Annotated in this window: 17 protein-coding genes, 2 tRNA genes and 1 pseudogene; 5 read left to right on the plus strand and 15 right to left on the minus strand. The window is 40.7% G+C overall.

Annotation, left to right across the window (positions count from 1 at the left end; translation table 11 throughout):
- The first annotated feature begins 99 nt into the window (after window positions 1-99).
- Window positions 100-855: an SDR family oxidoreductase gene (locus QQK00_RS02760; RefSeq protein ID WP_284215954.1), complete on the plus strand. Its 756-nt coding sequence runs from the start codon at window positions 100-102 to the stop codon at window positions 853-855.
- Window positions 856-1,140: 285 nt separating this feature from the next.
- Here QQK00_RS02760 and QQK00_RS02765 read toward each other — a convergent pair whose 3' ends face one another.
- The 13 genes and pseudogenes from QQK00_RS02765 to QQK00_RS02825 all read right to left on the minus strand — a co-directional run bounded on the left by QQK00_RS02765 (window position 1,141) and on the right by QQK00_RS02825 (window position 10,318).
- A complete protein-coding gene (locus QQK00_RS02765; RefSeq protein WP_284215955.1) occupies window positions 1,141-1,626 on the minus strand; it encodes a GNAT family N-acetyltransferase in 486 nt (161 codons plus the stop codon).
- Window positions 1,627-1,826: 200 nt separating this feature from the next.
- The gene (locus QQK00_RS02770) at window positions 1,827-2,234 is read right to left on the minus strand and encodes a GFA family protein (RefSeq protein WP_284215956.1); all 408 of its coding nucleotides are present in this window, start codon (window positions 2,232-2,234) and stop codon (window positions 1,827-1,829) included.
- 171 nt (window positions 2,235-2,405) lie between these two features.
- Window positions 2,406-2,564: pseudogene (locus QQK00_RS02775) on the minus strand (endonuclease III); the annotation flags it as partial.
- A 144-nt stretch (window positions 2,565-2,708) separates the two neighbouring features.
- Window positions 2,709-3,476: a DUF2268 domain-containing putative Zn-dependent protease gene (locus QQK00_RS02780; protein ID WP_284215957.1), complete on the minus strand. Its 768-nt coding sequence runs from the start codon at window positions 3,474-3,476 to the stop codon at window positions 2,709-2,711.
- A gap of 431 nt (window positions 3,477-3,907) precedes the next feature.
- Window positions 3,908-4,540: an endonuclease III gene (nth, locus tag QQK00_RS02785; RefSeq protein ID WP_284215958.1), complete on the minus strand. Its 633-nt coding sequence runs from the start codon at window positions 4,538-4,540 to the stop codon at window positions 3,908-3,910.
- On the minus strand, window positions 4,537-5,235 hold the full coding sequence (locus tag QQK00_RS02790) for an electron transport complex subunit E (RefSeq protein ID WP_284215959.1): 699 nt from the start codon (window positions 5,233-5,235) through the stop codon (window positions 4,537-4,539). Before QQK00_RS02790 ends, nth begins: the two co-directional genes overlap by 4 nt.
- The gene (gene rsxG / locus QQK00_RS02795; protein ID WP_284215960.1) at window positions 5,222-5,899 is read right to left on the minus strand and encodes an electron transport complex subunit RsxG; all 678 of its coding nucleotides are present in this window, start codon (window positions 5,897-5,899) and stop codon (window positions 5,222-5,224) included. The genes QQK00_RS02790 and rsxG overlap by 14 nt, the downstream gene beginning before the upstream one ends.
- 3 nt (window positions 5,900-5,902) lie before the next feature.
- Window positions 5,903-6,964, minus strand: a complete 1,062-nt coding sequence (gene rsxD / locus QQK00_RS02800) for an electron transport complex subunit RsxD (protein ID WP_284215961.1) — start codon at window positions 6,962-6,964, stop codon at window positions 5,903-5,905.
- Window positions 6,957-8,819 carry an electron transport complex subunit RsxC gene (gene rsxC / locus QQK00_RS02805; RefSeq protein ID WP_348521135.1) on the minus strand — a complete coding sequence of 621 codons (1,863 nt, stop codon included), beginning with the start codon at window positions 8,817-8,819 and terminating at the stop codon, window positions 6,957-6,959. Before rsxC ends, rsxD begins: the two co-directional genes overlap by 8 nt.
- Before the next feature lie 4 nt (window positions 8,820-8,823).
- Window positions 8,824-9,393: an electron transport complex subunit RsxB gene (gene rsxB, locus QQK00_RS02810; RefSeq protein WP_284215962.1), complete on the minus strand. Its 570-nt coding sequence runs from the start codon at window positions 9,391-9,393 to the stop codon at window positions 8,824-8,826.
- The gene (gene rsxA / locus QQK00_RS02815; protein ID WP_284215963.1) at window positions 9,393-9,968 is read right to left on the minus strand and encodes an electron transport complex subunit RsxA; all 576 of its coding nucleotides are present in this window, start codon (window positions 9,966-9,968) and stop codon (window positions 9,393-9,395) included. The genes rsxB and rsxA overlap by 1 nt, the downstream gene beginning before the upstream one ends.
- A 170-nt stretch (window positions 9,969-10,138) precedes the next feature.
- Window positions 10,139-10,215: transfer RNA gene (locus tag QQK00_RS02820), tRNA-Asn, on the minus strand.
- 26 nt (window positions 10,216-10,241) lie between these two features.
- Window positions 10,242-10,318, minus strand: a tRNA-Asn gene (locus QQK00_RS02825).
- Window positions 10,319-11,140: 822 nt separating this feature from the next.
- On the opposite strand from QQK00_RS02825, the gene QQK00_RS02830 reads away from it, so the two are divergent.
- From QQK00_RS02830 to QQK00_RS02840, 3 genes are all read left to right on the plus strand, one after another.
- Entirely contained in the window at window positions 11,141-12,514 is a 1,374-nt protein-coding gene (locus QQK00_RS02830; protein ID WP_284217545.1) for an MATE family efflux transporter, read from the plus strand.
- Between the two features lie 25 nt (window positions 12,515-12,539).
- Window positions 12,540-14,561, plus strand: a complete 2,022-nt coding sequence (uvrB, locus tag QQK00_RS02835; RefSeq protein ID WP_284215964.1) for an excinuclease ABC subunit UvrB — start codon at window positions 12,540-12,542, stop codon at window positions 14,559-14,561.
- Window positions 14,562-14,712: 151 nt separating this feature from the next.
- A complete protein-coding gene (locus QQK00_RS02840) occupies window positions 14,713-15,642 on the plus strand; it encodes a LysR family transcriptional regulator (RefSeq protein ID WP_284215966.1) in 930 nt (309 codons plus the stop codon).
- Window positions 15,643-15,685: 43 nt separating this feature from the next.
- Here the strand turns inward: QQK00_RS02840 and queC are convergent, their stop codons facing one another.
- Window positions 15,686-16,354, minus strand: coding sequence for a 7-cyano-7-deazaguanine synthase QueC (gene queC / locus QQK00_RS02845; protein ID WP_284215967.1), 669 nt, complete (start codon window positions 16,352-16,354; stop codon window positions 15,686-15,688).
- Between the two features lie 131 nt (window positions 16,355-16,485).
- On the opposite strand from queC, the gene queE reads away from it, so the two are divergent.
- Complete coding sequence (gene queE, locus QQK00_RS02850; RefSeq protein WP_284215968.1) at window positions 16,486-17,160, plus strand: 7-carboxy-7-deazaguanine synthase QueE; 675 nt, start codon at window positions 16,486-16,488, stop codon at window positions 17,158-17,160.
- Between the two features lie 3 nt (window positions 17,161-17,163).
- Here the strand turns inward: queE and QQK00_RS02855 are convergent, their stop codons facing one another.
- A complete protein-coding gene (locus tag QQK00_RS02855; RefSeq protein WP_284215969.1) occupies window positions 17,164-18,975 on the minus strand; it encodes a putative bifunctional diguanylate cyclase/phosphodiesterase in 1,812 nt (603 codons plus the stop codon).
- Window positions 18,976-19,362 lie beyond the last annotated feature (387 nt).

Here is a 19,362-nt window from a genome sequence, read left to right on the forward strand (position 1 = left end):
ATTGCTTGTAATTTTGGACCGAACGGTTTAATTTGTCAATTATGAACCGATCGGTTCATAATTGAGTGTCAATATTGAAAGAACATAGGAATTATGAAAATGAATGATTTAACAAGCAAGGTTGCAGTCGTTACAGGTGGGAATAGCGGTATTGGTTTTGAAACCGCAAAGTATTTTAAAAATGCTGGCGCTGAAGTCATCATTACTGGGCGCTCAGCAGATAAAGTGGCTAATGCGGCTAACGAGCTGGGAGTTAAGGGGATCGTTGCAGATGTCACTGACTTAGCTGCTATTGATGCTCTGGTAGCGCAAGTAAGGAATGAATTTGAACGTGTTGACATTCTATTTGTTAACGCTGGAATATTTGCACCTGCACCTGTTGGTCAAGTTACAGAAGAAATGTTTGATATGCAGATGGGTATTAACTTTAAAGGTGCTGTATTTACGACTGAAAAGTTTTTGCCTATTCTAAATGATGGTGGCTCAGTCATTAATCTTTCGTCAATAAATGCTTATACTGGTATGCCCAATACAGCCATTTATGGCGCTTCTAAGGCGGCTTTAAATTCATATACAAGAACGGCGGCAACAGAACTTGCGCCAAGAAAAATACGTGTGAACGCAGTAAACCCCGGGCCTATATACACGCCAATTTTTGGCAAAGCAGGCATGCCCGAAGAGCAGCTAAATGAATTTGCGGGCGCGATACAGAATAGGGTTCCGCTCAAGCGCTTTGGTCAACCAGAGGATATAGCGAAACTTGTGACATTTTTAGCGTCTGATGATGCTGCATTTATTACTGGTTCTGAGTACAACATTGACGGAGGGATAAATATCAACCCTATTTTGTCATAGTTGTAAGATTTGTAGAGATCGTTTCAATACAATACGACCTTATGAACAAAGAAATTAGACAACGCTTAAAGTAAATTACGCTTTAAGAATAGACTAAAAATGCAGGTCTGATGTGCCGCAGATGTGGCATATCTAGACCTACTCCTCGTAAGCCTTACTAACTCCGACTTGATCTGATACATACGCCTTTGTAATCTTGTCTCTATAATAGCTGGCGATATCATCTTTGCTAGAGTCTAGCCATGGCTAATTGCGCCCTTGTATGCAGCATCTTTTTGATTGTAATTACGGTAATACAATTTCCATAAGCACTGCGCCATTACCATAACTTGCGTCTACAATTATACCTGTAACGACCTCAAAACCATTGTTTGCCCAAAAACTAGAAGAACCTTGCACGGCGACAAGCGCAATTCTTTTCATCTGCCGATGTTTTGCAATCGAAAACAAGTGACTTATCAAATTAGTGCCTACACCTAACCCTCTAAATCTTGAGGAAACAGCCATATCATGAAGATATAGACAGTCATATTCATAAATTCTAGGTAGGGCTTGGAATAATTTGGGCGGTTCTTTACCTAACCACGGGTGGGCTAAAAGATAGCCTTGTACTTCGTTAGTTTTAGAAACCGACACTAAGCATGTAGATGGAGAATATTCTTGTTTGTTTTTTAATATATTCAACTCTTCAGAACCTATCTGCTGATATGCTTCTTCTTGAATATTTAAAATCTCTTCCCAATTACAATCTTGTATTTTTTGTATGGCCATGAGTTCTTCATCTAAAATGTTCTGCGGCGTGAAAGCGCACAAAGGCACGACGAAACCGGAACCTGACTATAATACTCGTTATCCAACTGATAAAAAATGCTGACCCTCGCTGCTCATAAACCACCTTCATTGTATAATTCATAACGCTATGCTCAGGTGCCGCTTAAGCAGACGGTTTGGAGCGTCTTGTTATAAACATACTATGCCTTAATAAGTCCTTCTTGATACTGAGGTAAATTGTCAGTAATTTTAAACCATTCAACTTTTGACCCTGTATATATATGCCATTGAGGCGCCAATGTAGGTTCTTGGCTTAGTGTGCCAAGCATTACGTAAGTCATATTGTATTCTGGAACTTCACCATATAAATTTGAGCTACACTTTGTACAGAAATACGATGTGGAGTTTTCCCCCTTACTGAAAGAAGCCAACAATGATTTGCCTTTGTTTAACTTGAAATCAGAGGCCTTTACGCCACCAGTCGAAGAAAATGGAGCGCCCGTCCAACGCCTGCACTCAGAACAGTGACAATATCCGGAATATATTAGGTCGTCTTTAATTTCATATTCTACTGCACCACAAAGACACCCGCCTTTTAAAATTTTCAATCCCTTCTCCGTTTGTGAATGAGCTTATAGCAACGTATTTGTGTCGGTTTGACATTAGAATATAGCTTTGTCCATCGTTAACTATTACATTTTTTTCTTTAGCAATAGTCAACGGAACAAAGCGCATTTCTTGTAAGTGTATACGTCACGTTTTGAGGATAAAGTATAAGCCTATTCAGTTCTATCCATAAACTCACATAAGTCTTCAATAATACAAGAGCCGCACCTAGGTTTGTGGGCGATACAAGTATAACGCCCGTGCAGTATTAACCAATGGAGCACATCGACTTTGAATTCGGCCGGAACTACTTTTAATAGTTTTAGTTCAACTAGAGCCATGGAATATATGGGTGTCCACCGCAAAGATTGGTCAGCCAAAAGATAAGGAAAATAGACGGCTGTATACAAGTAAAATGAGCCCTAAAGACGCACGTTCTGTGGAAAATGTGCTGACTAAATGGCGGGATTTATAAACTAGTCATTGTTTCTAAACTTATACCCTGCAGCGGCGTATATATCTTTTACCGACATTTGCGTTAGCTCTTCTATGTCTTTCCCTGAAGCAGCCATAGCTTTTTTAACTATCCATGCTCCTGTGCGATAGCCAATAGCTTGGCGTCCATCAGAATGCTGAAACATCCATTGTGCGTATTCAGAGTGAGCTTGAACAGGTAGAGCTAGGATTTCCTTTGTCCATGCGTCAAAGTCGGGGTTACCTGTATAGTTAGCGTTGGAATGTCCAGCTTCTAGTTCAGAGTATACTTCTGCCAAACCTTCATTAATGGCAGCAATATCAATACCGTAACCAAACTTAGTCTCCAACACCAACCAGCCGCGAGCTATATGGTGCAATTCATGAAATAATGTTCTTTTTAGCGAATCATCGATTGCTTTGTCCACACCTCCAGCATAAATAGATGATATATTAATTTCAATTGAATTTGCGCGATCTGCTCGGCCAGCAACGCCATTGACGATAGTTAAATCACGGTCCTCCATCAAAAAATTGAAATTAATTTTGTTTGATAATGAGGGAAAGGACTTTTGTACTTTTGCAATTACTTTCACAGTGATTTTTTTAATACGATTTTCTTGCTCAGCGGTAAAATCGGCTGTTTCACTGGGGACAAAGGTGAATAGGGGGTCATTTGCGGTTGAGTTCGAACCTTGACTAGCAATTGCCGTAAATGTTGAGAAGGCAGCAAATGCAATTAGAACGGATATTAAGGTAATGCGGTTCATTCTGTTGGTCCTTATGGTATTTGATTTTGAATGTTAGTTTTGTTTGTTGATAAATGTGCTAAGTACTTTGTTAAAATCAAACTTGTTTTACAATCGTATTAGCCTAGTGCGGTAATTGCTTGTATTCAGGCTGAATTTGATGCCTAAGCCACTAACTTCCACTCGTCTTAAACTCAATAATAAAGTCCAATTTAAAAACTGAGATAAGTCGATTTTATTATATGCATGGTTGTTAATATTCGTTATCAACCGGAACTTATGTATGAAGTCGAGCTGATTAATAGAAAAGTTTGTAACGGATGACGAAAATAGTTGCAGGTGTTAATGAGAACACTTCGACTAAGCTAAGTAGTAGTGATGCAGATATACGTTTTGTAAATTTGAGGGAAGCAGAGGAACCGGCTGCTCCTCACTCTAAATGGTTATTATGCTTACTCAGTTTTATCCTTAAACTCACATAAGTCTTCAATAATACAGCTGCCACACCTTGGTTTACGTGCCACACAGGTGTATCGGCCGTGTAGTATTAGCCAGTGGTGAACATCCACTTTAAACTCAGCAGGAACCACTTTTAGTAGCTTGTTTTCAACTTCAATGACGTTTTTGCCAGGAGCAAACTTAGTACGGTTGGATACCCGGTCAATGTGGGTGTCGACTGCGATTGTAGGCCAACCAAAGGCTGTATTTAACACGACATTTGCTGTTTTTCGACCAACGCCAGGTAAGGCTTCTAAGGCTTCGCGATTTTCAGGCACAATGGAGTCATGTTTTTCTATCAAAATGCGGCAGGTCTCAATTACGTTTTTGGCTTTTGAATTAAACAGCCCAATGGTTTTTATGTATTCTTTTAAACCTTCAACACCAAGTGAAAAGATGGTTTCGGGCGTATTTGCTACCGGATAAAGTTTATCTGTCGCTTTGTTTACACCTACATCAGTGGCTTGAGCAGACAATATCACTGCAATCAAAAGCTCAAAGGAGGTAGAAAAGTTTAACTCTGTTGTAGGGTGGGGGTTGTTAGCTCGAAGCCTAGTTAATATTTCTAATCGTTTTTGTTTATTCATAAGTCGGTGCCCGTCACGCGCGCACGAGTGACTACTTTCTGTGATGTTTGCAATTTACGTTTTTCGATGGTTTGATCAATCAGGTTTTTTGCGGCAATAAGTAAGCCCATTCCAAGAAACGCGCCGGGTGGCAGGATAGCCAATAAAAACTTATTTTCGGTGTCGAATACAGTAATTGTCAGGCTTTCAGCACCTTCACCAAATAACAATTCCGCGCCGTCGAGTAATGTTCCTAAGCCGAGTAACTCTCGCATGCCACCGAGTACCACAAGTATTATAGTGAAACCTAAGCCCATCATTAGTCCATCAAACGCGGCAAATTGCACCGGATTTTTTGAGGCGAACGCCTCAGCCCGTCCAATAATCGCGCAGTTAGTTACAATTAATGGGATAAAAATTCCCAAGGTTAAATATAACTCGTAGGTATACGCATGCATTAGCAGTTCGGTCACCGTGACGAATGCCGCAATGACCATGACAAAAATCGGTATTCTGATTTCATTTGGGACAAGGTTTCTTACTAATGACACTGAGATATTAGATCCTAGCAGCACTAAGGTTGTGGCAAGGCCAAGCCCAAGGCCATTAATCACTGTGCCAGTTACTGCAAGCAAGGGGCAAAGCCCTAATAATTGTACAATGGCAGGGTTATTTTTCCATATGCCTTCTACAAATAAAGATTTAATTTGAGCCATTTAAGACCTCAACATTGCTATCTGTTATGTCGCAGTTTGATGGTGCAGTAAACAACTTATCAGTATTTTCATTTACATATTCAGCGGCCTTAGCGATTGCACTTACAACCGCTCTTGGGGTAATAGTTGCGCCTGTGAACTGATCAAATTGCCCACCGTCTTTTTTGACTTTCCATCTGTCTTTTACGCTTGTACTAAATTCCACACCGGTAAAATCCAGAATCCAATCACTTATCCGTAATTCAATTTTGTCACCTAACCCCGGCGTTTCCTTGTGACTTAGCACTCTAGCTCCTAACACTGTACTTTTACTATCAACCGCGACTAAAATATCAATATCGCCGCTATACCCATCAGGCGCCGTCGTTTCAATAATGATGGCAACATTTTGCTCATCAAATCGCGCGCGATAAACATGTTGCGGCGCGTTATCCAAGTTTGGATCTGCACTCACGATTATGCAGTCTTTGTGTAGAGCATTGTTGTGGCTTGTAGCGGGTACGAGTTCATTTAACGTCAACCGCAGTTGTCGTTGTTTCGCATCGTCTATCTTGTCTTTTGTTAGGGCAAAAGTGCCAGCAATAATACCAGTAGTGATTACCGAAAATATTGCGAGCGTAAGTCCTTTTTTACTCATCATTTTGACTATGTTTTTTTCTGCCATATGTTATTTTTTCACCTTATGACCATAGGTACGAGGCTTTGTATAATAATCAATAAGCGGGACCGCCATATTCATCAATATGACCGCAAAGGCTACGGCATCGGGGTAATTTCCCCATGCCCTTATTAAAATGATCCATATACCAATAAGCGCCCCAAAAATTATGCGACCCTTATTTGTTGTAGCAGCTGATACTGGGTCTGTAGCAATAAAAAATGCGCCCATTATCAAGCTGCCATTAATTAAATGAAGCCAAGGAGAACCAAATAAAGAGCTATCAATCATGTAAAGAATTGATGCAGTGATTAATGCACCAATAATCATACTGATAGGAATGTGCCAGTTAATAACCTTGGCTTTAATCAACACTACGCCACCAATTAGATAGGCTATGGCAACCTGGGTCCATCCTATGCCGTTACTACCGTTAAAGATATCGGCTGTAATTGCTTCTTGTACTGTAAAACCTTGTAATAGCTCAGTTTTCATATGGTCAAGCGGGGTTGCCATCGTTATACCGTCTACGCCAGCTCTAAGCTGTTCTACGCTATAGCCGTTTGACGTATATCCTGTAAAAATTGTATGTATCGCATCCCATAGGCTGAAACTTTGTTCGGTAAGTGTAGTTGGTGGTAGCCATGACGTCATTTGTACCGGGAACGAAATTAACAACATGACATAAGCAGCCATTGCGGGGTTAAACATGTTGTAACCTAAACCACCGTATAGCTGTTTAACGATTACAATGGCAAACACGCTGCCAATAACAGCAATCCACCATGGGGCTAGGGGGGGAATCGATATCGCTAAAAGCAGGCCAGCCAAGGCAGCACTGTAATCTTTGATAATGCGCTCTGTGTTTTTCTTCCGCAATTCGACAATTGCGATTTCAGCAAGGACTGCAGCAGATATGCAAATCAATGCCTGAATAAGCACGCCATAGCCAAAAAACCAAACTTGCGCAAGCATACCTGGAATACAAGCCAACATTACGATGCGCATTACTGCGCCGGTGTCTCGCCCATTATGGTGATGTGGTGAACTTGCTACACTCAGTTTACTCATCGTTGTTTTTGGTTTCCTTCGCTTTTGCTTTTTTAGCTTTTGCGCGAGCAATCGCGGCGGCTATTTTCGCTTTCTTTTTATCTTCAGCAGATTCACTCTCGTTATTCTTCGCTTTTACTTCAGGTGTTTCGGCGTTTACGTTTGTCGACGTAGGCGCATTCTCAGAAGTATTTTGCGTTGTTTTTTTTGCGGCGGCTGCCTTTTTAGCGCTTGCTCTCGCGATAGCGGCAGCAATCTTTGCTTTTTTATCATCGACCTTTGTATCAGCAGGCACTACAGATGTATCAGCGTCAGCGTGTTGAGCCGCTTTTTTAGCTTTTGCTCTCGCTAGTGCAGCTGCTATTTTGTCTTTAGCATTGGTATCGGATTTCATTGCTTGTTGTCGGGCTTCCGCTGCCAAACGATGTTTTTCTTCGCGCGCTTTCTTTTCTTTTAATAAACGATCATTTCTTGTTTCAAATCTGATTTTTGCCTTCTCAGCTTTTTCTTTTTCTATTTTTTGTTGACTGATTTCAGATTTAGCAATGCGGTAATAGTGTACAAGCGGAATTTCGCTAGGGCATACATAAGCGCATGCGCCGCACTCTATGCAATCGAACAGGTTGTATTCTTCAGCCGTTTCGTATTCTTTAGCTTTGCTATACCAAAACATCTGCTGGGGTAATAGCGAAACTGGACATGCATCTGCGCACGCTGAGCAGCGAATACATGCACGTTCATCTTCAATATTGGGCAGTTCACCTTCGCTTGGGGACAACAAACAGTTTGTCGTTTTAACGACCGGAACTTGCACACTACTCAATGTAAAGCCCATCATTGGTCCACCCATAATGATTCTTGGATAGGTCTGTTCTGTCGGTGAGTATTCAGCGTGTTTTAGCAAGTGGGACACTGGCGTACCGATTAATGCCCAAACATTTTGAGGTTTGTTTAGTGCTTTTCCAGTTAAAGTAACTACTCGTTTGGTTAAAGGTTTCCCTTCGATGATTGCGTCCGCAATAGCAAAACAGGTGCCTACATTATACATCAGGCAGCCCACATCAATTGGTAAGCCATTTGACGGTACTTCTCTAGACGTTAATACTTGAATTAACTGTTTTTCACCACCAGCAGGGTACTTGGTTGGAATGCTAACCACTTGATAATTTTCTTGTTGTTGACAAGCAATAGACATCGTCTCGAGTGCGTCAGGTTTGTTGTCTTCAACCGCGATAATAACTTGTTTAGGCGCCAGCAAATGTACTAATACGTCGATACCTTGACGAATCTGCCAAGCATGCTCTCGCATGAGCCGGTCATCCGCGCTAATATAAGGTTCGCATTCAACGCCATTAATGATGAGGAATTCGACAGGCTTGTTACTGTTGGATTTTAGGTGAGTAGGGAAGCCTGCGCCCCCCATACCGCTAATGCCCGCTTGACATATAGCTTCAACGATGTCAGTTTTTTCATATTTCGTGTAATCAAGCAAGGGGTGCAGTTCATATTGTGCATCTAGTCCATCTAGCTCAATAACAACCGTCTTTTCTGATAGACCTGAAGCATGTGCTGCAACGTGATTACTTATGTCTACCACTTTTCCTGAACTACTAGCGTGTATTGGTACTGCAAATGGGCTATGACTTTGCGTAAGTGCTTGCCCAGCCTTTACGTAATCACCTACATTTACTATGAGTTCTGAATCGACGCCAATGTGCTGCTTTACTGGGATGTATAATTTTTCAGGTAAACTTACGTTAGCTATTGGGCTAGTATTTGAGAGTGTTTTGTAACCATGAGGATGCACGCCACCAGGAAAATCCCAAAGGTTTTTGGTTGCTAGTTTTTCCATGACTAAATCGAAATCAGCAAACATCGAGTTAAACCTGCTTTACTGGGATATCACCCACGGTCATATTTTCAAAATTCCATTGCCATGTTTGGCTGCTGCTTGCCAGTGGTACCATGTCTATGCAGTCGACAGGGCAGGGGTCAACGCAAAGATCGCAGCCTGTGCATTCATCTATAATTACCGTATGCATATGTTTTGCGGCGCCCAAAATAGCATCGACAGGACATGCTTGAATACACTTTGTACAGCCGATGCATTCGTCTTCTCGTATGTAGGCAACTTTTTTAACATCTTCTATACCATGAGCCGCATCTAATGGTTTTGCGTCTACACCCATTAAATCTGCAAGTTCTTTAATTGTTGCATCGCCGCCAGGCGGGCATTTGTTAATCTCGTCACCGTTAGCAATTGCCTCAGCATAAGGGCGACAGCCAGGGTAGCCACATTGTCCACATTGGGTTTGAGGTAATATTTGATCTATTTGATCGACAAGCGGATCGCTTTGCACTTTAAATTTTATTGCCGCATAACCAAGAAGCGCACCAAAACATAGTGCGAGTATTGCAAATGCGAGTATTGCTAGTAGGGTAAATGTCATTAAATTAAGCCTGCAAACCCCATAAATGCTAGCGACATCAGACCTGCCGTTATCATGGCTATCGACGCACCTTTGAACGGTTCAGGCACATCCGCTGCGGCGAGTCTTTCTCTCATGGCTGCAAAAAGTACTAATACAAATGAGAATCCAATAGCAGCGCCAAAGCCATAGACAATTGATTCGACAAATGAGTGTTGTTTAGTCGTATTTAAAAGTGCCACACCTAATACAGCACAATTGGTTGTAATGAGTGGTAAAAAAATACCAAGTAGGCGATAAAGTGTTGGGCTGGTTTTTCGCACTACCATTTCGGTAAATTGCACGACCACTGCAATGACAAGAATAAAACTTAAGGTACGTAGATACTCAATGTTTAGCGGTTGCAGAATATAAGACTCAACCAAGTAACTACTCATAGAGGCAATTGTTAATACAAACGTAGTTGCCAACGACATGCCCATTGCTGTTTCTAGCTTTCCAGACACACCCATAAACGGGCATAAGCCCAAAAACTGAACTAATACAAAGTTGTTGACCAATACGGTGCCGACTAGCAGTAGTAATAATTCTGTCATATTGATTTTCTACTTATTGAAATCACGGGTTTATCTGTGAGTATTTTTATAAGAGTAATTATCGCTTTTTATGAGGCGCTAAACAACATGAAAAATATAAGGTTATTGATGTTTTGTGTTTGTATTGTATAGATTTTTGTAAACGGAGGGGATATTTGTTGCCATGATATTGGCTCCCCCTCCCCGACTCGAACGGGGGACCTGCGGATTAACAGTCCGTCGCTCTAACCAACTGAGCTAAGGGGGAACAGATATCACTATATTGTCAAAAGTTGGCTCCCCCTCCCCGACTCGAACGGGGGACCTGCGGATTAACAGTCCGTCGCTCTAACCAACTGAGCTAAGGGGGACCTGACTTTCAACGGATGCGCATATTAATCAGCTAGTTCCTCACTGTCAATAAGGTTTTGTGGATTTTTCCTTTTAATTACAATTTAAGGGGCTAAATGCACAAACTATAAGCAATTAAAATTTTCATAAATGTTTTTTGTTTATGAAAAATTTGGAACAATCATGGATTCATTTGTTTTAAAAATAAACAAAATCATATGTTTAAAAAAACGGAATTTTTTTTAATTAAAAATTCATTGTGCTATAACTTTTAAGTATTAGAAAGTAGTTGAATACTGTATGTATAGTCAGCATTTAATAAATGTGTAACATTAGAAATAGACATATAAGGTTAGTAGTAACTTACCTAAATTTTTGTCAAAAGCTCTGCATATAGCGTCATTATTAAGGCGCAAGTAGTTATCAACATTTCCTGTGGATAAGTATGTTGATTACTTTTTGGAAAGCGTTTTGTGAATGCGATGGATTGTCAATAGGAAAAATGCGTAAATGTACTGATATTTTAAAAAGTTATTTAAAATCATGTGTTTAATATTGTTTTTTTTATGAGTATGTTTCTCAATAATATATTAATGATATTTGTTGTGGCCTGTGTGTTTTTTTTAGCATGAATAAATAAAACACTAAATTTTGATCCATAGAATTGTCTATGTAGTCAAGTGTTTGACGTTAACAAATAGCAAAGGTGTTCTATTGACGCAACATAAAAGTGGTTGATGCCTGTACATTAAGTAGACACAAAATTGTCATATATGGTTTATGTAGTATTTGCTACAATCCAAAGCCTATTAACCTATAAAAATAATAAAAGAAGCAAATTCATAGTGAAAAAGTCAAGATCAAATAACTTGCTTGAAGGTGATATCCCCCAAACGCTAAAAAAAATGACAATGCCAATGATTTGGGGAATGGTTATGTTGATGACCTTTTCTTTGGTGGATACATTTTTTGTTAGTATGTTGGGTACTAGCGAACTCGCGGCAATCAGTTTCACGTTCCCGGTGACCTTTACCATTATTAGTTTGAACATTGGTTTAGGGATTGGTACGTCAGCTATCATCGGTAAATATCTTGGTAGTGGTGAGTCTGAGCATGCGAAGTCTATTGCCAGTGGCGCAATTATGTTGTCCGTTGTCTTGGTCGGTATACTAGCTTTTGTTGCCTATATATTTACAACGCCAATCTTTTCGGCAATGGGGGCGACGGAAGAAACGATGCCTTTCATTCAAGACTATATGGGCATATGGTTTTTGTCAGGCGTTTTTTTGGCGGTCCCCATGGTGGGTAACAGCGTGTTGCGCGCTAACGGCGATACTAAAACACCGAGTATAATTATGGCAGTTGGTGGCGGTATTAATGCTGTGCTAGACCCGTTGTTGATCTTTGGTTTAGGGCCTATTCCAGCGTTTGGTATACAGGGGGCAGCAATTGCAACAGCGGTAGCATGGGCTATTTGTGTTGTCTGGATACTGTATCTGTTGGCGGTGCAACGTCAATTGATCGAACCTAAACTGCTTAACTTCAATGATTTCAAACAGGCGTCATCTGGGGTATTACGCATAGGGTTACCGGCAGCCGGTGCTAATATGCTAACGCCGATCGCAGGTGCCATTGTGACAGCTATTGTTGCAAGTTATGGTACTGAAGCCGTCGCTGCTTGGGGAGTTGGTAGCCGCCTCGAATCGTTAGCTTGTCTTGTTGTGTTGGCATTATCTATGTCTTTGCCACCATTTTTAAGTCAAAACTTTGGGGCAAATAAATGGGCGCGTATTGAAGAAGCTTATTTGCTTTGTATGAAAGTGGTAATGGCATGGCAGTTCTTTGTTTATGTTTTGATGGTCGTATGTGCATCTGCACTTGCCGGTGTTTTTGCAGATGAAGAAATAGTACAAGACTATATAAAGCTATTTTTATTTATTGTGCCTTTGGGTTATGGCTTCCAAGGCATTGTAATTTTGACAAATTCATCATTCAACGCAATGCATTTGCCAATGTCTGCGTTAATTCTTAGCGTAATTCGTTTATTTGCCTGCTTTATTCCAATTGTATACCTAGGCAGCAATTTATTTGGTTTATTTGGTTTGTTTTGGGGATGTGTTATCGCAAACTTAATCACTGCTGTTATTTCTTACATGTGGTTTAAGCGCTTGTTGATAAAAAATAGGTCGGAAAACATCGTGTCTGAAGTCGTTTAATTACAAAATTGAGAATTATATTTTAATGGATAAAGGGTTTGAGTTAGCATCAAAATATTCACCTGCGGGCGATCAACCCAAGGCTATTAGTCGCCTTGTTGAAGGTCTTGAAGACGGTTTAGCTTGTCAAACCTTGTTAGGAGTAACGGGCTCAGGTAAAACCTTTACGATGGCAAACGTTATAAATGAAGTACAACGACCAACGTTGATTTTGGCCCATAACAAGACACTTGCAGCACAATTATACGGCGAGATGAAAGAGTTCTTTCCTAACAACTCGGTCGAGTATTTTGTGTCTTACTACGACTACTATCAACCTGAAGCGTACGTGCCAAGTACTGATACATTCATTGAAAAAGATGCGTCGATAAATGACCATATTGAACAAATGCGCTTGTCTGCTACTAAGGCATTAATGGAACGACGAGACGTAGTGATTGTGGCGTCTGTTTCTGCGATTTATGGTTTAGGTGATCCCAAAAGTTATATGAAAATGTTGTTACACCTTCGTCAGGGTGACATCATGAATCAACGGGATATACTGCGTCGATTGGCAGAGTTGCAATATAAACGAAATGATCTGGCTTTTGAACGTGGCACGTTTAGGGTGCGTGGGGATGTGATTGATATTTTCCCAGCCGATAGCGAAAAACAAGCGGTTAGGGTGGAATTGTTTGACGAAGAAATTGAAAGAATCAGTTTTTTTGACCCATTAACGGGCACACTTGAAAAAAACGTTGTGCGCGCAACAATATTTCCAAAGACGCACTACGTCACGCCAAGAGAAAAAATTGTGGCGGCGGTTGATTGGATAAAACAAGAATTAAGTGATAGGCAAAAGCACCTTAAAGAAAATCATAAATTACTAGAAGAGCAGCGCATCAGTCAGCGTACACAATATGATGTGGAGATGATGCTTGAGTTAGGGTATTGCTCTGGTATAGAAAATTATTCTCGATATCTGTCTGGTAGAGCGCCGGGAGAACCGCCACCAACACTAATCGACTATTTTCCTGCGGATGGTTTGCTTTTTATCGACGAGTCTCACGTGACTGTGTCGCAAATCGGGGCGATGTATAAAGGTGACAGGTCACGTAAAGAAACCCTTGTAGAATATGGTTTTCGCCTGCCGTCTGCGCTTGATAACAGACCATTGAAATTTGAAGAGTTTGAACATATCTCGCCCCAAACAATATACGTTTCTGCTACGCCCGGCGATTACGAACTGAACAAGACGGATGGCGAGATTGTTGAACAGCTCGTTAGGCCTACTGGTTTGCTTGATCCTGAAATTGAAGTGCGTCCGGTCAGCACGCAGGTAGACGACGTCCTATCCGAGATAGGCAAACGAGTCGTATTAAATGAACGTGTATTGATTACTACCTTAACCAAACGTATGGCTGAGGACTTAACCGATTATCTCAGTGAACATGACGTACGCGTTCGCTATTTGCATTCTGACATCGATACGGTGGAGCGCATCGAGATTATTCGAGATTTACGTATTGGTAAGTTTGACGTCCTCGTGGGCATTAATTTATTAAGAGAAGGCTTGGATATGCCCGAGGTTTCATTGGTTGCGATTCTGGATGCAGATAAAGAGGGCTTTTTGCGGGCAGAAAAGTCACTTATTCAAACCATGGGGCGTGCCGCTCGTCATTTAAATGGACGCGCAATTTTATATGCTGACCGAATAACGAAATCGATGAAAAAGGCAATGGACGAAACCAGCCGCCGCAGAGAGACGCAAATTGCGCATAACTTAGCGAACAACATTACACCACAAGCGTTAGTTAAACCAATCACTGATATCATGGATGTTGGCGATGGCGCTAATGGCGATAATGCAACGGGGCAAGTGAAGCTTAGGAAAGTTGCCGAAAAATCGAAGACTTATTCTGCAAGCTCAGTGACTGATATGATGGCACAAATATCCGAATTAGAAAAACGTATGTTTGAACATGCGCGAGACCTAGAGTTCGAAAAAGCAGCAAAAATGCGAGATGAAGTAGAATCTTTGCGCAGCCAAGTCGTGAAATTGTCTTAAATTTTTGCCATTTTTGAGAAAAAGTGTAAAGTTTTAGTTATAGAAAACGATAACTAAACATAATGCCACAAAACTTTCAGCGTAAATTTTTGCGACTGAACCATCTATAATTATCTGCTGGCATACGTTTAAATAGGTACGAGGAAGAGTCATGTTAAATCGGTTACAAGAGTCAGACATTAAGTTGTTGCGAGTATTTTACGCGGTTGCATCGTGTAATGGTTTTACGGCAGCAGAGCCTGTTCTTCGTATGCAAAGACCGAATATTAGTGCGGCTATTAAAAAACTAGAAGAAAGGCTTGATTTAGTCCTTTGTCATCGAGGTCGCGGCGGGTTTCAAATGACAAAAGAAGGCGAAGTGGTATTTCAGGAAACAAAGCGTATTTTCAATGCATTTGATAATTTTGTGTTTAACTTAAAAAGTCTGCACGACGATTATTCCGGCCACATTACCATTGTCATGATGGCAGGGCTTGCGACGTCTATGCAATTAGCGGTAAGTAAAGCCGTTAAGAGTACTATGAAAAAGTTTGATGATATCCATGTAAATATTCAGACACGTTTGTACAATGAAGTCGAGCATGTTGCGCTCTCTGGTGAATGTCATCTGGTGTTGTCTACCTATGATATGGTAAAACCTGAATCTGTCATGTTTCACCCGGTAGGCATTAACTGTGAAGGCAGGCTTTATTGTGCGCCCACACACCCATTAGCTAAATTCCGTGAAGCGGAAGTACTACCAGATAATGTAAATATTGAAGAGTATCCCGCAATTGGTATTTCTGGTTTGTCTTCGTCAAACTACATCCACAATGACAAGCGCTTATCTATTCAAACCTTTTCTGATTCGTTTGACGCCTGTATGGCTGCAGTAATGACCGGCGAATATGTTGGGTTATTACCTGATTACATCGCAAAAGAGCAAGGGGCTGCAACAGGTTTAGTGCCTATTGCAAAAGGGAGCCTATTTCCGTTTTCTCACGAGTTGTTTGTCATGAATGGTAAGAACACTCGTTTGAATCCAGTGTTGCGTTACTGTATTAAAGAAATAGAATATTTTGTGTCTGAAAGCCAAAAATAGTAAAAGCTAACAGTTTAATACGGGCCACAAAATGTGGCCTTTTTTATTCGTAGGATAATGGGTCGACAGCGTTATTCTTTTCGAATGCTTCTAATCTTTCTTGACATGAACCACACTTGCCGCAGGCTTTTTCACGGCCATTGTAGCAAGTCCATGTTTTTCCATAATCTAAGCCCATGGCTAAACCATCTCTTAAAATTTCAATTTTGTCATGCTTAATATAAGGTGCTCGGACTTCTACTACGTCGTAATTCGCGATTTTACATACCTGATTCATTGCCTCTACAAATTCGGTACGGCAATCTGGATATATGGCATGGTCGCCAGAATGTGCACCAAAATATACTGCCTCAGCTTTTAATGAAACCGCGTACGCAACCGCCATTGATAACATTATCATGTTTCTGTTCGGCACAACGGTAGATTTCATTGATTCTTCTTCGTAATGACCTTCTGGGACATCTATATCGTCAGTTAAAGAAGAACCAGCAAGTAAAGGGGTTAGCGATGTGAGATCAATGACTTGATGAGTCACCTTGAGTTCGTTGCATACATTTGCAGCGTAAGTCAGTTCTTTATTGTGGCGTTGACCGTAGTCAAAAGATACCGCATATACTTGATAGCCTTCTTTAAGCGCTTTATTTAGTACCGTAAATGAATCCATGCCACCAGAAAAGATGACCACCACTTTGGCAGAAGATGTTGATTTCATTAGTTGCTTCATTGGATTAAAAAATAATAACCTGATCTTAAGCTATCCCTGTTAAAATCCCAATGCTTATTTGGGGCACGTAGAATTTTTTTATTCTATCTGAGTGCCCCCGAGGTTTGAATGGAGAAATTATGTCATCGCTATTAATCAATGAGGTCTTTGAATCTATACAAGGGGAAGGGAGTTTTACGGGGGTGCCATCGATTTTTGTGCGCCTACAAGGATGCCCGGTAGGATGTTCGTGGTGCGATACAAAACATACGTGGGATGTATTGCCCGACAACGTAAGGACGGCAGATCTTGTGATGTTGGAAAATGAAGAAACAGCGCACTATTTTGACGCGAGCGAAAAAGCCCTTTTTGAATTGTTTGCCGCGCAAGGCTATCGCGCTAAGCATATTGTTATTACGGGTGGAGAACCCTGCATGTTTGATTTGCAAACGCTAACCTCAATGGCTATTGCACAAGGTTTTAGTATACAAATTGAGACTAGCGGTACCTTTGAGATTAAATGTGCTAGTGAAGCATGGGTGACGTTGTCGCCAAAAGTGAATATGAAAGGTGGGTATGAAGTGCTGAGCTCAGCAATAGAGCGCGCGAATGAAATAAAGCATCCTGTTGCCATGCAAAAACACGTGGACGAATTGAACCATATTATTGCTCGCCGAAAAACCTCACCGCCGCCACTTGTTTATCTTCAGCCTATTAGTATGCAGACCAGAGCAACCGAGTTTGCGGTTAAAACGTGCATTGAAAATAACTGGCGGTTATCACTACAAACACATAAGTTTATCGGTGTTGAATAGGTTTTATCTAATGGTTCTCTTCAAACCTTTATGCCACTCAGCAAGTTCATCTATTTTCATTGGTTTGCTAAAGAAAAACCCTTGCAAACACTCAATGCCCATTGCCGATAGAATACGGGCTTGCTCAGGCGTCTCAACGCCTTCTGCGACAACGCTATAGCCAAGTTCACTAGCCATATGCTGTGTTGCCTGAATAATAGCTTTGCCGCCTTGGTTCATTGATTCAATAAAGCGACGATCTATTTTTACGACGTCTGCTGATAATGACTGTAATAACGCAAGAGAAGAAAAACCGGTGCCAAAATCGTCAATCGATACTTTAATACCAATACTTTGTAAGGTTTTAATTTGTCTTAGCACATACTCAATGTCTTCAGCAAAAATTGATTCTGTCATTTCGATATGTAAGTTTTTAGCAGGAAACCCTGACTGAGCCAAGGCGCTCTTTACTGTCGAAACTAAGTCACCACGCATGAGTTGTGACACTGAGACATTTACCGAAAGCTCAACAGCCTTATCAAATGTCCAATTAGCGGCCATTTCGCACGATTTATGTAGTACCCATGCGCCAATCGAGTGTATCAGTCCATGTTGCTCAGCCACGGGAATAAACTCACTAGGAGAAATAACGTCGCCATTTAAGCGCCAGCGTAACAACGCTTCACAAAAACTAACGTCTTTTGATTTACTGCATATCACCGGCTGGAATACCACGAACAACTGCTCGTTTTTAATTGCGTGAGTAAGTCCGTCCTTTAATTTAATTTCGCGACTGAGTGATGCTCTCATTCGTTCGGTAAAAATACGTACATCAGATTTGGCTGTTTGCTTTTGCACATACATCGCTCTGTCGGACAATGCGACTAAGTGTTCGCCATCTGTGCCATGTTCCGGATACATTGCTATTCCGATAGTAGCGCCTACCACTAGTTCATGATGATCAACATGAATGGGCTGAGACAAAATAGTAATAAGTGCTTTAGCGAAGTTGTATGCATTATTAACATCTATATCTTGCAGGACAATCAGAAACTCATCGCCACCCCAACGGCATAGGCATTGTTGTTGTTTAATTTGTTTGTTCAGTCTAGCGGCGATCTCAACCAATACCTGATCACCAATATGATGACCATGTGAATCATTAATACTTTTAAAACCATCAAGGTCAATAAATAACACTGCGAGCTCACTCTTGGCCAATTGGCATGAGTCGATTAATAATGTCAGGTTGTAAGAAAACGCGTTGCGATTAAAAAGCTTTGTCAGTGGGTCTATGTTCGACAGTTCTAATATTTTTTCAGTGCGTTTTTTTATCTTAGTTTCGAGGTTTGCGTTGGTTTCTGATATCTCGTTATTCTTTAATTCTAACTGCGCTAATAAGTCAGTATGCTGATGTTTTATCAAAATAGAATCCGCGGTAAATTCATGAGCAGATTTTGCCGACGAAAACATGACAGCCGCAAAAATTATTGCTAATACGCCAAAAATATTTTGGTAGCTTTCAGGTGAGAATAAACAGACGATTGAAAAAGGCGTTAACAAGATAAAGGCATAACTACAAGCAAGCCCTTTATCTGCTGCTAGGATTGTCGCACCACCCCCAGCTAATGCAGAAATAACAACTATCGTAACGGCGAGTTCAATTACATCCATTGAACCTAGGAAGAGCATCGGATAAGCACTTAAAATGAAGGATGTTAAGTAACGAAAAATTTTAAAACGTAATAGCGGCTTAGAAGTATCATACTCACTTCCTCTGAGGACTTTTTGCCAGTATCGCATATCCCAGAAACGTAATATGAACCCTATAAACATTGCAAAGAGCCAGTAGAATTTCTGATGTTTATCAGGATTGTCTGGAAAACCAAATACGAATACCAAACACACACATAGCGTAACAAAAATGCTACCCAAATTGTTTTTGTACAATATGTTTAACACATCTCGTTGTATGCGTTTTGTTTGAGAAGATGAATTAGAAATAAGTCTAATGTCCTTGCTTATTTAAATAATGTTTATTCGCTGAGTAACGCATCGTTACATAAAATAATAGACTATTGGCCCTAAATCTAAAAACCTTCGCCCATAATTAATTAGTATTTATGCAACTCTTGATATTATTATCGACAGCCAGTACTAATCTCATTAAAAAGATATAGGGCTGATTTACGAATGTGTGGTTTGGTGAATATCCGACGCTTA

This window comes from Agaribacter marinus (assembly GCF_030160655.1).
GTDB lineage: Bacteria > Pseudomonadota > Gammaproteobacteria > Enterobacterales > Alteromonadaceae > Glaciecola > Glaciecola marina.

Excerpts from the sequence above, each read along its gene's own strand:
- QQK00_RS02760 (WP_284215954.1), top strand. The coding sequence starts at position 100 with ATGAATGATTTAACAAGCAAGGTTGCAGTCGTTACAGGTGGGAATAGC.
- QQK00_RS02765 (WP_284215955.1), bottom strand. The coding sequence starts at position 1,626 with ATGGCCATACAAAAAATACAAGATTGTAATTGGGAAGAGATTTTAAAT.
- QQK00_RS02780 (WP_284215957.1), bottom strand. The coding sequence starts at position 3,476 with ATGAACCGCATTACCTTAATATCCGTTCTAATTGCATTTGCTGCCTTC.
- nth (WP_284215958.1), bottom strand. The coding sequence starts at position 4,540 with ATGAATAAACAAAAACGATTAGAAATATTAACTAGGCTTCGAGCTAAC.
- QQK00_RS02790 (WP_284215959.1), bottom strand. The coding sequence starts at position 5,235 with ATGGCTCAAATTAAATCTTTATTTGTAGAAGGCATATGGAAAAATAAC.
- rsxG (WP_284215960.1), bottom strand. The coding sequence starts at position 5,899 with ATGGCAGAAAAAAACATAGTCAAAATGATGAGTAAAAAAGGACTTACG.
- rsxD (WP_284215961.1), bottom strand. The coding sequence starts at position 6,964 with ATGAGTAAACTGAGTGTAGCAAGTTCACCACATCACCATAATGGGCGA.
- rsxC (WP_348521135.1), bottom strand. The coding sequence starts at position 8,819 with ATGTTTGCTGATTTCGATTTAGTCATGGAAAAACTAGCAACCAAAAAC.
- rsxB (WP_284215962.1), bottom strand. The coding sequence starts at position 9,393 with ATGACATTTACCCTACTAGCAATACTCGCATTTGCAATACTCGCACTA.
- rsxA (WP_284215963.1), bottom strand. The coding sequence starts at position 9,968 with ATGACAGAATTATTACTACTGCTAGTCGGCACCGTATTGGTCAACAAC.
- uvrB (WP_284215964.1), top strand. The coding sequence starts at position 12,540 with ATGGATAAAGGGTTTGAGTTAGCATCAAAATATTCACCTGCGGGCGAT.
- QQK00_RS02840 (WP_284215966.1), top strand. The coding sequence starts at position 14,713 with ATGTTAAATCGGTTACAAGAGTCAGACATTAAGTTGTTGCGAGTATTT.
- queC (WP_284215967.1), bottom strand. The coding sequence starts at position 16,354 with ATGAAATCAACATCTTCTGCCAAAGTGGTGGTCATCTTTTCTGGTGGC.
- queE (WP_284215968.1), top strand. The coding sequence starts at position 16,486 with ATGTCATCGCTATTAATCAATGAGGTCTTTGAATCTATACAAGGGGAA.
- QQK00_RS02855 (WP_284215969.1), bottom strand. The coding sequence starts at position 18,975 with ATGTTTATAGGGTTCATATTACGTTTCTGGGATATGCGATACTGGCAA.